Source organism: Azonexus sp., assembly GCF_041909095.1.
GTDB lineage: Bacteria > Pseudomonadota > Gammaproteobacteria > Burkholderiales > Rhodocyclaceae > Azonexus.
Genome location: NZ_JAYREB010000001.1, coordinates 71,897 through 85,966, shown reverse-complemented (window position 1 = coordinate 85,966; position 14,070 = coordinate 71,897). Strand labels below are relative to the sequence as shown.

The following is a 14,070-nucleotide window of genomic DNA, read 5'->3' as shown; positions in this document are numbered from 1 at the left end:
TACCGTCCTTTGAGGAGCCAAGATGAAACGTCGTGAAATGCTCAAACTGTCCGCGCTGGCCGGCCTTGCCTCGGCCGCCCTGCCTTCGGTGGCGCAAGCCGAAAGCTGCCAGACCGACGGTACGCCCAACCAGTTCATCCCGAAAAAGGCGGCTGATGCCAACCCGCTCGAAAACGACATCGAGAAGTATCAGAAGTGCCCGTACTGCGGCATGGACCGCAAGGAACACAACAAGACCCGCATGCTGGTCCAGTATTCCGACGATCTGGCCGACGGCGTCTGCTCGATCCACTGTCTGGCGCTCAGCCTCAGCCTGAATATCGACCGCGAACCGAAGGAAATCTGGGGTCCGGACTTCGCCGCCAGCGTCGAGCCGCGGCCGCTGTTGCCGGTCGACAAGCTGACCTATCTGCTTGGCGCCGACCTCAAGCACGCGATGACCAAGAAGAGCAAACATTCGTTCGCTTCCGCCGATGTCGCCAAGGAATTCCAGGCCAAGCACGGCGGTACGCTGGTCAACTTCAACGACGCGCTACGTGAAAGCTATCTCGGCATGGCCGACGACGTCATGATGATCCGCAAAAACCGCGCCGAACGTCGCCGCCGCGCCATGGAGAAAAAGCAGGGATGATCAACCGGCGCCGTTTCATCGCGCTGGCACCGGCTTTCTGGGTGGGCAGCAGCTTCGCCCAGAAAGTGCCGATGCCGGGCAAGATGGACCTCTGCCCGGTGTGCGGCATGGTGGTTTCGAAATATCCGAACTGGATTGCCGTCGTCGTCTGGAAGGATGGGCACGCCCATTTCTTCGACGGCGCCAAGGACATGTTCAAATTCCTGTTCGACCTGCCCAAATATGCGCCCGGCCACCGGGCGCAGGAGATCACCGGTATCCACGTCACCGATTTCTACAATCTGGAACGGATCGACGGCCGGCAGGCGCTCTACGTCATCGGCTCGGATGTATACGGGCCGATGGGGCACGAGTTCGTGCCGCTGGCGACGGCGGAAGACGCCGCCGACTTCCTCAAGGAACACAAGGGGAAGAAGATCCTGCGTTTCGACCAGGTCACCGCGAAACTGCCGTTCCGGCTCGACGACGGCAAGTTCGATTAATCGACCGAGCGCGCGGCGCCCAGGCTGAGGCGCGCCCTGAGGCCGCCGAGCGGCGAATCGAGCAGTTCGAGGCGGCCGCCGTAGAGGCCGGCCAGTTCGTCGACGATGGACAGTCCGAGGCCGCTGCCGGGCACCCGTTCGTCGCCGCGCTGGCCGCGTTGCAGGAGCAGCGCCCGGTCGGCGGCGGCGATGCCCGGACCGTCGTCGTCGATATCGATGCGCAGCGTCTCGCCGTCGTTGCCGCAACTCACCTCGACCCGGTGTCTGGCCCATTTGCCGGCATTGTCGAGCAGGTTGCCGAGCATCTCCTGGAGATCCTGCGCTTCGCCGCGAAACTGCGGGTTGCCGCCGGCAGCGAACGAAAAATCGACCTGCCGTTCCGCGTGGATATGCTGCATCGCCCGCAGCAGCCCTTCGATCACCGGCCCGACCGAGCAGCGCCGTCCCTTGCCCTGGGCAGCCGCGGCGACGCGGGCGCGGGCCAGGTGGTGGTCGATCTGGGAACGGGCGGCGCCAATCTGGGCGCGCACCACTTCGGCCAGTTCGCCGGTCTCGGCGGCGGCAGCGTTGGCCATCACCGCCAGCGGCGTCTTTACCGCATGCGCCAGATTGCCGGCCTGGCTGCGGGCACGTTCGACGAATTCGGCATTGCGCTGCAGCAGCGAGTTCAGTTCATCGACCAGCGGTTGCACTTCGCTCGGGTGGTCGCTGCCCAGGCTGGCCTGTTCCCCCTCGCGTAACCGGGTCAATTCGTTGCGCAGGCGCTTGAGTGGGCGCAGGCCGGCATGGACCTGGATCACCGCGGCGATGGCTAGGCCGCCGGCGAGCAGGGCAAGGGCGGCGAGTAGCAGACCGCGGAAGCGCTCGACCGGCTCGACGAGCAGGGCTGCGTCGGCGGCAACGATCAGGCGCAAGGCCATTTCCGGACGCTCGGCCGGCTGCAGGACCTGTTCGATCATGCGCAGCGTTTCGCCTTTGGGGCCCTTCACCTGGTGTTCGTGGCGTTCGCCATCGGCGAGCTGGTCGCCGGGGACGCTCAGTTCGGCGTCCCACAGGGAACGCGAGCGCAACTCGCCGCGCTTGCCGTCACCGCCAGCCTCCGGCATCCGGTCGACCTGCCAGTACAGGCCGGCGTAGGGGCGTTCGAGGCGCGGGTCGCTGAGCGGCCGGCTGAGGGTCGGTTGGCCGTCGGGGGTCAGTTCGAGATTGGCTGCCAACTGGTTGAGATGGATCGTCAGCTCGGCGCGGAACTGGCGGGCCAGGTGTTCCTCGAACATGCCCTGCAGCCACCAGCCGGCGAGGGCGACGGTGGCCAGCATCCAGGCCAGGGTGCCGGCGAGCAGCCGGAAACGCAGCGAAGCGCCGGGCCGGTTCATGCCGGTTCGTTCATCCGGTAGCCGAGGCCGCGCAGGGTTTCAATCATGCCGGCCGGCAGTTTCTTGCGCAGGCGACCGACGAAGACCTCGATGGTGTTGGAATCGCGTTCGCTGTCGAGCGGATAGACATGCTCGGACAGTTCGCCACGGGTGACGGCCTGGCCGCGCCGCTGCATCAGGCAGGCGAGGACGCGGAATTCGTGGCTGGTCAGCGTCAGCGGCTGGCCGTCTAGGCAGACGCGGGCGCCGCGCAGGTCGAGGGTGAGCGGCCCGCAGCGCAGTTCGTTGGCAGCCTGGCCGGCGGCGCGGCGGACCAGCGCGCGCAGGCGGGCGGCCAGCTCTTCCATGTGGAAGGGCTTGACCAGGTAGTCGTCGGCACCGGCGTCGATGCCGGCGACGCGCTCGTGCCAGTCGCCACGCGCAGTGAGGATCAGCACCGGCATGCCGCGACCGCTGGCGCGCCAGCGCTTGAGCACCGAAATGCCGTCGAGCAGCGGCAGGCCGAGGTCGAGCACGATCGCGTCAAAATCTTCCTCGACGCCCAGGTGCAGCGCGTCGCGGCCATTCACGGCGACTTCGACGACATGGCCGTCGGCACGCAGGCTGCGGCCGATCTGCAGATTCAGCGTCGGCTCGTCTTCGACCAGCAGGATGCGCATCAGTCACGACCTCCCCGGCGCCCGTGGCGCCCCTTGATTTCAAGCACCCTGCCGTCGCGGGCGTCGACGATCAGTTTGTTGACGCCACCGTCGCGGCGCAGCATCTTCACTTCATAGATCCATTGCCCGTCTTCGTGTTCGAGCTCGACTTCAAGGACTTCGCCACGGTGCTCGCGGCCGATCCGTTCGAGGACGGCGCCGAGCGGCAGGATTTCGCCGGCCGCCAGCGCCCGCCTTGCCACCTCGTGATCCTGGCGGCCGTCGGCGACGGCCGGCGCGATCAGCGTCAGGGCGAGGGCAAGCCCGAGCAGGGCGCGGCGGCTGGCGGCTGGCATGAGTACTTACTGGCGACCTTGTCCGCCACCCGTGGCGCGACTGGCACCCGGACCGGCGCCGGGGCCCTGGCCGCGGCGACCGCCAGCCTGCTGCGGCCCCTGCGGATTGACCGGGACCAGCACCTTGCCTTGCGCCTCGGCGCGTTCGCTCATGCGAACATGGTTCTCGGCGCGGACTGCGGCGCGTTCCTCTTCGGTCTTGGCGGCACGCATCTTGTTGCGTTGCTCGGCGCGTTCTTGCTGCGTCATCAATTGTTCGGCGTTCACGGTGGCCGGATCGGCGGCCTGGGCGATGCTGCCGGCGAGGCACAAAAGGGCGGCCAACAGGACGGTACGGAAATTACGTTCGGACATGATGCACTCCTTCTCAATCAGAATGATGTCACGCGGGCGGCGTGCCCGCCATGAGCGGATGCAGGCTTTCTTCATTCCCCGACTATCGTTTTACGCGGGGCAAGCTGAACCTCACCTGAACGCCGTTCAGTCGTCATCGTCGTCGTGCCAGCGCCGGTAATGGTGTTCGGCCGGCGCCGGCGGCCGCTCGCCGAAGCCGGCGCGATAGACCTCGGCGCGCGTGAAACCACATTCCTGATGGCTGCCGACTTCCTTGAGCAGGACACTGTCAGGTTGGGCGAGGACGCCGCTCTGGGCGGCGATGCGGGCGCGGATGGCCGGGCAGGGGTCGGCACTTGCCCCGGGGGCGGTGGTTTCGCCGGCTGTGGCGCCGACGCTGACGAATAGCAGCAGGAAGAGAAAAGGCTTGGACATGACAGGCTCCCGGTGGGTGATGGCGCTCATCCTCGTCGCCGGGCGATGAATCCTGCCTGAATGTGCCCTTCAGCTTTCATTCAGGCGGCATCCGGCAAAGTGCGCTGCATCGTCACCGAATCAGGAGTCATGCCAGATGTCCCGCCGCCTCATCCTCTCGCTCATCGTCGCCGCCCTGCCGCTCGCCGCCAGTGCCGGTGCCCTCGAAGACCAGCTGGCCCGCTACGCCACCGCCGCCAAGGCGGAAACGCCGGGCTTCTCCGGTTTCTCCGCCGCCCGCGGCGAGAAGCTGTATTTCACCGAATTCGGCCTCGGCAAGCCCGATACGCCAGCCTGCGCCACCTGCCACGGCAAGGACCTGCGTGCCGCCGGCCAGGCCCGTAGCGGCAAGCGCATCGATCCGGTGGCGCTGTCGGTGTCGCCGGGACGTTACGCCGACCCGGCCAAGGTCGAAAAATGGTTCAAGCGCAACTGCGACGAAGTTCTCGGGCGCGCCTGTACCGCCCAGGAAAAGGGCGACTGGCTGAGCTTCGTCGCCAGTCGTTGAGACCCAGGAGAAAATCATGAAACTTCCCATTCGTCCGCTCGCCCTGTCGCTACTGGCGCTCGGCTTTTCCGCCCTGGTCTATAGCAGCGCGCAGGCCGGTGGCGGCCACTACTACCCGCCGGTCAAGGACCCCGTGGTCAAGGAAGAGTGCGGCAGCTGCCACCTCGCCTTCCCGGCGGCGATGCTGCCGGCAGCATCGTGGCAGAAGATGATGGGCGAGCTCGACCGTCACTTTGGCGACAACGCCACGGTCGACCCGGCCATCGCCAAGCAGATCACTGCCTACCTGGTGGCCAACGCTGCCGACACCGGCGGTAGCCGTTACGGTGCCAAGCTGATGCGCGGTGTCGATCCGGCCAGCGCGCCGCAGCGCATTACCAAGCTGCCCAAGTGGGTGCGCGAGCACCGCGAGGTGCCGGATTGGGAATGGCGCCACAAGGATGTGCGGACCAAGGCCAATTGCGTGGCCTGCCACGCCGATGCCGAACTCGGCTACTACGAGGATTGACCGGCTTGGCCGTCAATTCGCAAGGAGAAATCATGCAGATCAGCAAATTCCCGCGTCGCTTCGTGCTGGCGCTGACCCTGGGCGGCATCATCGCCGTCGGTGCCGTGCTCGCCGACAATCACCGCGAACGCCATCACGACGAACGCGGCGAGGCCGGCTGGTTGCCCATTCCGGCGTTGGTCAGCCGGCTGGAGGCGGCCGGTTACCGCAATGTCGAGGAAATCGAGCGCGAGCACGGGCGCTATGAGGTGCGCGTCACCGACCGCAACGGCGAGCGGCGCAAGCTCTACTTCGACGGCCGCACGGGCGAGTCGCTCGGCGCCGGGCGCGCCGAAGGCGTGCCGCGCGAGCGGGTGGTACAGCCGGCCGACGGCCGCGAATGCAACAAGCGGCGCTGCCGCGACGATCTGCCGGCAACGCCGGCCGGAGGCGCCAAGCCATGAAACTGCTGCTCGCCGCACTCTTGTCCGGCCTCGGCCTGGCCTGGGGCTGGGACGTCTACAACGCCGTGCCGAGCGACGCCCACCCCTGGTGGGTGGCGCGCCAGGAACTGCTCTACCTGAGCGGCGTCCTCGCCATCGGCCTGATGTCGCTCGCCACCTACCTGGCGAGCCGGCCGGTCTGGCTGGAAACGCCGCTCGGCGGCATGGACCGCGTCTACCGCACGCACAAGTGGGCGGGCATCCTCGGTGGCAGCTTCGCCATCCTGCACTGGCTGGTCGAAATGTCCGACGACATCCTGAAATCGTCGATCGGGCGCAGCGGGCGGGTGCCCAAGGAACAGTTCGGCAACGTTCTCGACCGCCTCCGCGATCTCGCCGAAGACCTCGGCGAATGGGGCTTCTACATCGTCATCGCGCTGATCGTGCTCACCTTGTGGCAGCGTTTTCCCTATCGGCCGTGGCGCTTCCTGCACCGGGCGATGCCGGTCATCTACCTGGCGCTCGCCTTCCACGCCGTGCTGCTGGCACCGCCCGACTACTGGACGCAGCCGCTCGGCCTGCTGCTTGCGCCGCTGGTCGCCGCCGGCTGCTACGGCGCGCTGCGCGCCCTGCTCGCCAACATCGGCCGGGAGCGCCGGGTGAGCGGCAAGGTGGCGGAAATCGAGCCGCTCGGCAGCGACCTGCTGCGCGTGCGCTGCCAGCTCGACGCCGACTGGCCCGGGCACCGGGCCGGGCAGTTCGCGCTGGTCACTTTCGACGAAAGCGAAGGCCCGCATCCCTTCACCATCGCCAGCGCCGACCGCGGCGACGGCAGCATCGATTTCTGCATCAAGGCGCTCGGCGACTACACCCGGCGCCTGCGGGCGACGCTGGCGGTCGGCGCGCCGCTGACCGTCGAAGGCCCCTACGGCCGCTTCGACCTCGCCCGGCGGCGAGCGCAAGCGCGCCAGCTATGGGTCGCCGGCGGCATCGGCGTCACGCCCTTCCTCGCCTGGCTGGAAGCGCAGCGCAAAGCGGCGGAACCGGTGCAGGCGGAACTGCATTACTGCACCCGCGACCGCAGCAACGACCCGCTGGTCGACCGGCTGCAAGCGCTGTGCGCCGGACTACCCGGTATCCGCCTCCAGATTCACGGTGCGGCGCAGGGCGAAACGCTCGACGCGACCCGCCTGCTGGCCGGCGGCGAGACCAAGGCCGACGTCTGGTTCTGCGGCCCGGCCGGCCTCGGCCAGGCCCTGCGCCAGGGACTGCACGGGGCAGGCCTGCGCTTTCATCAGGAAGCGTTTCAGATGCGCTGAGCTGCGCGAGTCAGGTGCGACGGGGGGCGGGCGTCGCAGCCAGTCGGGCCTGACTCAATCGCGCAGTGCCATCGCCCGCAGCAGCGCGTCGATCTGCCCGAAGGCGTCCTGCTGCCATTGTTCGGGTGTGCGATCGCCCAGCGCCTGCGTGTCTTCGACGAAGCGTCGCACGCAGCTTGGGCCGTATCCTTCGAAACTGTCGAACTTGTCGGCGATATGCCGGAAACCGCGTTCGCCGCTGGCGTGCGCCAGCAGAGGACGACATTCCTGTGCCAGCGCCGCGATCCCGTTGGGGTAGTTGCGCACGCAGTAGTAGATGTCGTAGGCGTCCTTCTGCTTGTAGCGGCCGGCCAGGGCATGGCCTTTCATCGCCAGCAGGGCGGGGATCGAGCAGACCGCGATTTCCACGCGGTTCAATCCGCCGTCCGGCATCGGTCCGGCCACTGCCACCAGTTGATAGAAGCGCATCGCCAGGTCGGCACCATCGGCGCGTTGGACGGCGAAATCGCTGATCAGGGGCGGATCGTTCCTGATGATTTGCGCGTCGCGCGGCATCAGGAAATCGACCACGACGTCAATCGCTTCGCCGTCGTCGCGGGCGGCAACCCGGCGGACCAGTTGAAAACGCCGCAGCCCCGCGCGCTGGACATAGCCATGGCCTTGCAGCGCGCCGATCAGGGTGGCGTATTCGCCATCGCCGAGCGCTGCCGCGTCCAGGCCGACGTCCACGTCGAGCGTGCCGACGTGGGGCATGTCTTCGTTGGCCAGCAGCAGCCAGGGCACCGCGCCGCCGATGATGGCGAACTTGCCCCGGAAGCTGCCCAGTATCTGGCCGATCTCGATCAGCACGGATTTCACGGCCGCTGTCGTGCGGTCGTCGTAGTCGGCAGCCGACTGCGGCTCCCGGGGTGGCGTCAGCGGGACCATGAAAGTCGTTCCTGACGCAAGTGCGCGGCGGCTTCGGCGCCGCGCTCGCCGGCAGTCGATAGGTCGAGGTAGGTTTGCAGCGGACTCGTGCACACCGCGCCTGGCGCCGGCTCGACGGTGTCGGCAAGCAGTCCCGGGTCCTTCGGCAGGGTGATGACCACGTTTTCTCCTTTGGCGACGGGCGTCAGTTCCAATGCGGCCTGGAGCTTGCGCAGCCCTTCCTCGTCGGCGAAAAAGTAGCTGGTGCCGGTGCGCCCGTAAGGAGAAAGCCATTGCGCCGCCGAGAATGAGGCGAAAGCGGCGCGCCCGGGGCCATCGTCGGCGCGCAGCGCGCTACGCGCTGCGTCTTCGAGGGCGCTGCCATGCAGCGGCGTGTAGAAGCGCAGGCGTTCGCCCGGCGGCGCGCTGTAGCTGTCGCGCCAGGCGTCCAGGAGCGCATCCGGCGCCGCAAGGAGCAGGCCTGCGTCGGACGCGCGCGCCCATTCGCGATCGATCAGACCGGTGCGCACATTGCTGACGTGCCCGAGGCTGACCCCGGCGATTTCGGACAATTCGCTGACCCGCCACGCGCGGCCGGGTTCGCGCAGCATGGCGCGCAGCACCTGGGCGGATTTCGGCCGGAACAGCGACTTCAGTTCGCGCTGTGCGGCCACCGGCTTGTCCGTCACCTGACGCTCGATGAACACCCCGCCGAAGGTGATCCGGGCGTTGCCTTCGAGGTCGAGAAAGCTGACGCCGTTCTCTGCGCACAACTGCCTCACCGCCGGTGATAGGTAGGGGGCGATGAAGACTGGCGTTGCCAGGGGCGCCCGGTGCGCGATGTAGTTCCGCAACTCCAGCAGCGCGGAGCGGGCATGCCGCGGTTGTCCGTTCGATTTGACTTCGCAGACGAGTTGGTGCGCCTGTCCGTCCACCCGCAGCCGGACGATCCAGTCGGGTTCCCGGTCGCCGGATGCGACGCCGACATCGATGCCTTCAATGTGAAGGATCGGAATCTTCTCAAGCAAAGCGCGCAGCGCTTCGTGAGCGCTGGCTAGCTCGGGTTTCAGGTTTTTGACGGATTTCAGCATTTGCTGAAAGTAGCACGTTTAGTGAAATTTTGGAAAATTTCATTCCTGGACATGGTTTCAGCGATTGTTGAAGTCAGCCTCGGACTTGAAATGCCCGGATGCCGTAGGGGTCTTCGTCGGTCAGGGACCCGCCTTGCGCCAGGGGCTGCAAGGGGCAGGCCTGCGCTTTCATCAGGAAGCGTTTCAGATGCGCTGAACCAGCGCCCTCAGCTTGTTCCTGCCGGTATGCCGATTGCCCGTCGCCTGCGCTGCGCGGTCGGCAATCGGGCCGGGCGGTAGAGGGTGAAGCGATAGACGAGCAGGCAGATGCTCCAGTCGAGCAACAGGGTCCATAGGTTGTGCGACAGGAAGTGGGCGCCTTGCATCATGCGCCCGGCGGCAAGCAGACTGCCGAAGGCGAGGGCGCCGGCCAGCAGGCCTCGGGCCAGCCGCGGCCGGCGGTCGCGCAGCGCGAAGAACAGCGCGATCAGGGAAAAACCGCTTGAGGCGTGGCCGGCCGGCCAGCAGCGTCCGGGATGCTCGGTCGGCGGTCGGGCCGCCAGCAGGGGTGAAAAAGTCTCGCCGCCGCCGAAGTGGCTGAGGTCCCAAGGACACTGCACGGCGCTGACCACCTTGAGCGGCGGCACGACTGCAGTTGAAAGGGTGATTGCCAGCAGCGCGTAGGCGAGCGGGCCGCGCCAGGAGCGCAAGGCGGTCAGGCGGGCGCTGGCGGCAAGGGCGACGCCGAGGGCGAGCACGAAAACGATGACCACCGTTTTCGCCCGGTCGTGCAGGACGGTTTCCAGCCAGTAGTTGTCGCGCGCCACGAAACCGCTGCCCGGCACATAAAAGTGCCTGCTGATCCAGAAATCGAGCGGTGCCGGGTCAATGGCCAGCAACAGCCCCATCGCCGCCAGCGGCAGCGCCAGCCAAAGCGCGAAGGCGAAGGGGCGGGACGGCGCGGGGTCAGCGCTTGGCGTCATCGCTTTGCGCCCGCTGCGGGTGCCAGCCCAGCAGTCCATTACGGAAGGCGTGGCTCGCCCCCTGGTAGTAGGCGATATTGCGGCGGAGCAGCGGGTCGTCGGCGCTGACTTGTCTTTCCAGGCTTTCGCCGAGCGCGTCGTCGTGCCGGCGCATGCCGCGGCGTGGGCTGAGGATGGCGAGGTCCACGCCGTCGAAGAGGCCGAGGTGCTGGTAGTTGCCGATCACCGAGCGGCCTGGGTGCTGCGCGTCGAGCAGCAGGTTGCGGCCGTAGAAGGTGGATTCGTAATCGATGCCGAGCAGGCCGAGCAGGGTCGGCGCCAGGTCGATCTGGCTGGCCAGCCCGGTCATTTCGCGTGGCTTGATCAAGCCCGGCGCGTAGATGAACAGGGGGATGTGGTAGTTGGCCACCGGCAGGTCTTCGTAGCCGGCGCTGCCGGCGGTGTGGTCGGCGACGAAGACGAAAATGGTGTCGGCAAACCACGGCTTGCTGCGGGCCTGTTCGAGGAACTGGCCGATGGCGTGGTCGGTGTATTTGACGGCGCCTTCGCGGCCGTCACCCGAGGGAATGTCGATGCGGCCGTCCGGGTAGGTGTAGGGGCGGTGGTTGGAGGTGGTCATCAGCTGCAGGAAGAAGGGCTTGCCGGCGGCGTGGTCCTGGTCGCCAATCTTCAGCGCCTGCCGGTAGATGTCCTCGTCGGCCATGCCCCAGGCGTTCTGGAAGCTCATCTCGCTCTCCGGGACGCTGCTCTGGTCGACGATGCGGTAACCGTTGCCGCTGAAGAAGGCGTTCATGTTGTCGAAGTAGCCGCGTCCGCCATAGACGAAGACGCTGTCGTAGCCGCGCGCGGTGAGTTGCTGGCCGAGGCTGGCGTAGCCGCTTTCGCGGCCCTGGCGCTTGACGATGGAGCGGCCCGGGGTGGGCGGCATCGACAGGGTGATCGCTTCCAGACCGCGGTCGGTGCGCGTGCCGGTTGCCCGGAAATTGCTGAAGAACAGGCTCTGGCCGCGCAGGACGTCGAGGTTCGGGGTCAGCCCGCGCTGGTCGCCGAAGCTACCGAGATATTTGGCGCTGAGGCTTTCGATGGTGACGAGGACGATGTTGTGACGGCGCTCCGGCCCCGGGTTGTCGATGGCGCGGCGGATGTCGAGCGGCTCGCTGCCCAGGAAACGGGCATTCGGCTCGGCGACTTCGGCGCGCAGCAGGGCGCCGGCCTCGTTGTCGGGCAGGGTGGCGTAGAACTGGCGGTAGTCGAGTTCGTTGTTGCGGAAGGCGGCGAAGAACTGGAAGGGACCGTTGCTCGCCAGTTCGCGCTGGTAAACGTTGCCGCCCTGGCCATGCGGGAAGGACTGGCCGACCACGGCGAGGTTGAGGCCGGCGACCAGCAGCAGCCCGGCGAAGGCCAGCAGTACCTGACGGCGCGGCAGCAAGGGCGCGTCGAAACTGGCGACGAGCTGGCGCTTGAGCGCCAGCGTGGCGACGCCGGCAACGATGGCCAGCACGCCGAGCAGGCGATAGATCGGGTAGGACTCGACGATGTTGTCGACGACCTCCTTCGAATAGACCAGGTAATCGACCGCGATGAAGTTGAAGCGGACGCCGAATTCGTCCCAGAACAACCACTCGGCGGCGGCGACGAAGAGCATGGCGAAGAAGCCGATGCCGGTGGCGACGAGCAGCAGTGTCCGGTGCCAGCGCGCGCGCCACAGCTTTTCCGGGCAGAGCAGCAGGTAGAGCGCAGGGAGCAGTGCGGCATAGACCAGGAAAGCCAGGTCATAGACGGTGCCGACGGCGAACAGGCGCAGGATGGCCAGGAAACCGGCGTCTGCCTCAGTGAAATGGGTGGCGAGCAGGAAGCCCCGCACGAGCAGGAAAACCAGCAACCAGCTGGCGAGGATGAGAGCGAGGAAGCGGGCTTGGGCGTGACGAAAAAGGGACATCGGCGGTGCGCGGAGTATGAGACGGCGCGCAGTCTGCGATGGGGAACGTCAATGGCACGTGAACGGATTGTCAAAAAAGCGTCAAGAATCCCGCGCCGCCGCTTGCTGGCGCTTAAGGCGCGATTCAGCCTCAGTCGCTATACTGGTCTTCTCTGCAAACCGAAGTTCCAAGCGCATGCGTCTGCTGATCGTCGAAGACAATTCCGACATCCTTGCCAACATCATCGACTACCTCGAAGCCGCCGGCCATGTCGTCGATTGCGCGCGCAATGGGCCGGGCGGGCTGCATCTGGCGCTGACCGGGCATTACGACCTGATTGTCCTCGACATCATGCTGCCCGGCATGGACGGCTACCAGCTCTGTCGCAGCCTGCGCGAAGCGGGCTGCCAGGTGCCGGTGATCATGCTCACCGCCCGCGATGCGCTCGACGACCGTCTGCAGGGTTTGCGCAGCGGTGCCGACGACTATCTGGTCAAGCCTTTCGCGCTGGCCGAGCTGGATGCGCGTATCGAGGCGATCCTGCGCCGCACGCGCGGCGCCAGCCAGCGCCTGCAGGTCGCCGACCTGGTGCTCGACCTCGACACCTGGCGGGCGACCCGCGCCGGCCAGCCGCTGCGCCTCAACCCGGCCTGCCTCAAGCTGCTCGAAACGCTGATGCGCAAAAGTCCCGGCGTGGTCCGCCGCGAGGCGCTGGAATCTGCGCTGTGGGGCGACGATCCGCCGGCCAGCGACAGCCTGCGCAGCCATCTCCACCTGCTGCGCCAGGCGGTGGACAAACCCTTCCCGCACCCACTGCTGCATACCGTCCATGGCGTCGGCTATCGTCTCGGGGAAGATGCCCATGGCTGACCGGCAACCGCTCGCCCGCCGCATCCTGCTCTCCTTCATGTTGTTGACGGCGCTGATCGCCGGCATCAACGCCTGGGCGATCATCGCCGTCGTTCATGTCGTCGAGGAAGACCTGATCGGCGACGAGATGCGCCAAGAGATGGAAATGGTCGAGACGGTCTACCTGACTGAAGGGCGGATTCCCGACCTCACCGGCGGCAGCGCGCTCTACGTGCCGACGCTGAAGGCGCAGCCGCTGCCGGCGGCGTTTGCCGGGCTGCAACCGGGTTATCAGGAACTGGTGAGTGAAAACGGCGCCTGGCATGTGCTGGAGACCAGCATCGAGGGGCATCGTTTCATCCTCGCCCGCAACCAGGATACTTTCGAAGCACGCGAGCAGGTGCTGTACAAGGTGGTGGTCGGTGGCTTCCTGCTTGCCATCGCGCTGGCCTGGCTGATCGGCCGGCTGACCGCGCGCCGGGTGATCGACCCGGTGATCCGTCTGGCCCGGCAGGTGCGCGGGCGCGACCAGATGGTGGCGCTGGCGCCGCCGCTGGCCACCGATTACAGCGACGACGAACTCGGCCAGCTGGCGATGGCCTTCGATCTTGCTTTCAGCCAGTTGCGGGTAGCGATCGACCGCGAGCGCCTGTTCACCAGCGACGTCAGTCACGAATTGCGCACGCCGCTGATGATTGTCGGCACTTCGGCCGAGTTGCTGCTGCGCGGCGATTTGTCCGAGCGCAGCCGCCGCCAGGTCGAGCGGATTGCCCGGGCGGCAGCGGAAATGCTGTCGCTGATCGAGGTTTTCCTTGAACTGGCGCGCGCCCAGGGGGCGCAACTGGCGCCCGGCGAGGGCATCAGCCTGGCGGCAATGGCCGACGAACAGAGCCAGCTCTGGGCCGACGACATCGCCGCCCGCGGTCTGACGTTTGTTCGCCGCAGCGAGGGCGAGTTGCCCGGGCTGTGGCACCCGACGCTGCTGCGCGTGGTGATGGGCAACCTGCTGCGCAACGCCGCGCACTACACGGAAACCGGCGAGATCCGCCTGGTCCTCGCCAGCGATGGTTTTCGCGTCGAGGACACCGGGCCGGGCATCGCGCCGGCCGAGCGGGAGCAGCTGTTCCAGCCCTTCGTTCGGGGCAGCAGGGCGCGCGGCGAAGGGCTCGGCCTCGGTCTGTCGCTGGTCCGCCGGATCTGCGAGCAGCAGGGCTGGCAGATCGAAGCGCTCAACCTGGACGGTGGCGGCAGCTGTTTCGTCGTCCGCCTGGGTGGCTGATTTGACGTTTTTTTGAC

The 14,070-nt window shown here is 67.0% G+C and carries 17 protein-coding genes; 8 read left to right on the top strand and 9 right to left on the bottom strand.

Translation table 11 applies throughout. From position 1 onward, the window contains the following. Nucleotides 1-22 precede the first annotated feature (22 nt). Both ACE3OV_RS00415 and ACE3OV_RS00410 read left to right on the top strand, forming a co-directional pair. Nucleotides 23-631: a nitrous oxide reductase accessory protein NosL gene (locus tag ACE3OV_RS00415; protein WP_374323909.1), complete on the top strand. Its 609-nt coding sequence runs from the start codon at nucleotides 23-25 to the stop codon at nucleotides 629-631. Then, nucleotides 628-1,113, top strand: a complete 486-nt coding sequence (locus ACE3OV_RS00410; RefSeq protein WP_374323907.1) for a nitrous oxide reductase accessory protein NosL — start codon at nucleotides 628-630, stop codon at nucleotides 1,111-1,113. The genes ACE3OV_RS00415 and ACE3OV_RS00410 overlap by 4 nt, the downstream gene beginning before the upstream one ends. On the opposite strand, the gene ACE3OV_RS00405 is transcribed toward ACE3OV_RS00410, so the two are convergent. From ACE3OV_RS00405 to ACE3OV_RS00385, 5 genes are all read right to left on the bottom strand, one after another. After that, complete coding sequence (locus ACE3OV_RS00405; RefSeq protein ID WP_374323905.1) at nucleotides 1,110-2,489, bottom strand: sensor histidine kinase; 1,380 nt, start codon at nucleotides 2,487-2,489, stop codon at nucleotides 1,110-1,112. The two genes, ACE3OV_RS00410 and ACE3OV_RS00405, sit on opposite strands and share 4 nt — an antisense overlap. Continuing rightward, nucleotides 2,486-3,148, bottom strand: coding sequence for a response regulator transcription factor (locus tag ACE3OV_RS00400; RefSeq protein ID WP_374323903.1), 663 nt, complete (start codon nucleotides 3,146-3,148; stop codon nucleotides 2,486-2,488). Before ACE3OV_RS00400 ends, ACE3OV_RS00405 begins: the two co-directional genes overlap by 4 nt. Next, nucleotides 3,148-3,483, bottom strand: a complete 336-nt coding sequence (locus ACE3OV_RS00395; protein WP_374323902.1) for a PepSY domain-containing protein — start codon at nucleotides 3,481-3,483, stop codon at nucleotides 3,148-3,150. Before ACE3OV_RS00395 ends, ACE3OV_RS00400 begins: the two co-directional genes overlap by 1 nt. A 6-nt stretch (nucleotides 3,484-3,489) precedes the next feature. Then, nucleotides 3,490-3,837, bottom strand: a complete 348-nt coding sequence (locus ACE3OV_RS00390; protein ID WP_374323900.1) for a hypothetical protein — start codon at nucleotides 3,835-3,837, stop codon at nucleotides 3,490-3,492. Nucleotides 3,838-3,963: 126 nt separating this feature from the next. After that, nucleotides 3,964-4,251 carry a hypothetical protein gene (locus ACE3OV_RS00385; RefSeq protein ID WP_374323898.1) on the bottom strand — a complete coding sequence of 96 codons (288 nt, stop codon included), beginning with the start codon at nucleotides 4,249-4,251 and terminating at the stop codon, nucleotides 3,964-3,966. Between the two features lie 136 nt (nucleotides 4,252-4,387). On the opposite strand from ACE3OV_RS00385, the gene ACE3OV_RS00380 reads away from it, so the two are divergent. The 4 genes from ACE3OV_RS00380 to ACE3OV_RS00365 are packed head-to-tail and all read left to right on the top strand — an operon-like array spanning nucleotide 4,388 to nucleotide 7,047. Further along, on the top strand, nucleotides 4,388-4,798 hold the full coding sequence (locus ACE3OV_RS00380; RefSeq protein ID WP_374323897.1) for a DUF1924 domain-containing protein: 411 nt from the start codon (nucleotides 4,388-4,390) through the stop codon (nucleotides 4,796-4,798). Between the two features lie 16 nt (nucleotides 4,799-4,814). Continuing rightward, on the top strand, nucleotides 4,815-5,306 hold the full coding sequence (locus ACE3OV_RS00375) for a diheme cytochrome c (protein ID WP_374323895.1): 492 nt from the start codon (nucleotides 4,815-4,817) through the stop codon (nucleotides 5,304-5,306). A gap of 32 nt (nucleotides 5,307-5,338) precedes the next feature. Then, a complete protein-coding gene (locus tag ACE3OV_RS00370) occupies nucleotides 5,339-5,749 on the top strand; it encodes a PepSY domain-containing protein (RefSeq protein ID WP_374323893.1) in 411 nt (136 codons plus the stop codon). Continuing rightward, nucleotides 5,746-7,047: a ferric reductase-like transmembrane domain-containing protein gene (locus ACE3OV_RS00365; protein ID WP_374323892.1), complete on the top strand. Its 1,302-nt coding sequence runs from the start codon at nucleotides 5,746-5,748 to the stop codon at nucleotides 7,045-7,047. Before ACE3OV_RS00370 ends, ACE3OV_RS00365 begins: the two co-directional genes overlap by 4 nt. A 54-nt stretch (nucleotides 7,048-7,101) precedes the next feature. Here ACE3OV_RS00365 and ACE3OV_RS00360 read toward each other — a convergent pair whose 3' ends face one another. The 4 genes from ACE3OV_RS00360 to ACE3OV_RS00345 form a co-directional block, all read right to left on the bottom strand. Continuing rightward, the gene (locus tag ACE3OV_RS00360) at nucleotides 7,102-7,974 is read right to left on the bottom strand and encodes a hypothetical protein (RefSeq protein ID WP_374323890.1); all 873 of its coding nucleotides are present in this window, start codon (nucleotides 7,972-7,974) and stop codon (nucleotides 7,102-7,104) included. Then, complete coding sequence (locus ACE3OV_RS00355) at nucleotides 7,962-9,044, bottom strand: hypothetical protein (protein WP_374323888.1); 1,083 nt, start codon at nucleotides 9,042-9,044, stop codon at nucleotides 7,962-7,964. Before ACE3OV_RS00355 ends, ACE3OV_RS00360 begins: the two co-directional genes overlap by 13 nt. 206 nt (nucleotides 9,045-9,250) lie before the next feature. Beyond that, nucleotides 9,251-10,006 (bottom strand): phosphatase PAP2 family protein, encoded by a 756-nt coding sequence (locus tag ACE3OV_RS00350; RefSeq protein ID WP_374323886.1) that lies wholly within the window; start codon nucleotides 10,004-10,006, stop codon nucleotides 9,251-9,253. Further along, nucleotides 9,990-11,945 (bottom strand): LTA synthase family protein, encoded by a 1,956-nt coding sequence (locus ACE3OV_RS00345; RefSeq protein WP_374323883.1) that lies wholly within the window; start codon nucleotides 11,943-11,945, stop codon nucleotides 9,990-9,992. Before ACE3OV_RS00345 ends, ACE3OV_RS00350 begins: the two co-directional genes overlap by 17 nt. A gap of 175 nt (nucleotides 11,946-12,120) precedes the next feature. On the opposite strand from ACE3OV_RS00345, the gene ACE3OV_RS00340 reads away from it, so the two are divergent. Further along, nucleotides 12,121-12,795 (top strand): response regulator transcription factor, encoded by a 675-nt coding sequence (locus ACE3OV_RS00340; RefSeq protein WP_374323881.1) that lies wholly within the window; start codon nucleotides 12,121-12,123, stop codon nucleotides 12,793-12,795. Continuing rightward, nucleotides 12,788-14,053 carry a sensor histidine kinase gene (locus tag ACE3OV_RS00335; RefSeq protein ID WP_374323879.1) on the top strand — a complete coding sequence of 422 codons (1,266 nt, stop codon included), beginning with the start codon at nucleotides 12,788-12,790 and terminating at the stop codon, nucleotides 14,051-14,053. The genes ACE3OV_RS00340 and ACE3OV_RS00335 overlap by 8 nt, the downstream gene beginning before the upstream one ends. The last annotated feature ends 17 nt before the right edge of the window (nucleotides 14,054-14,070 follow it).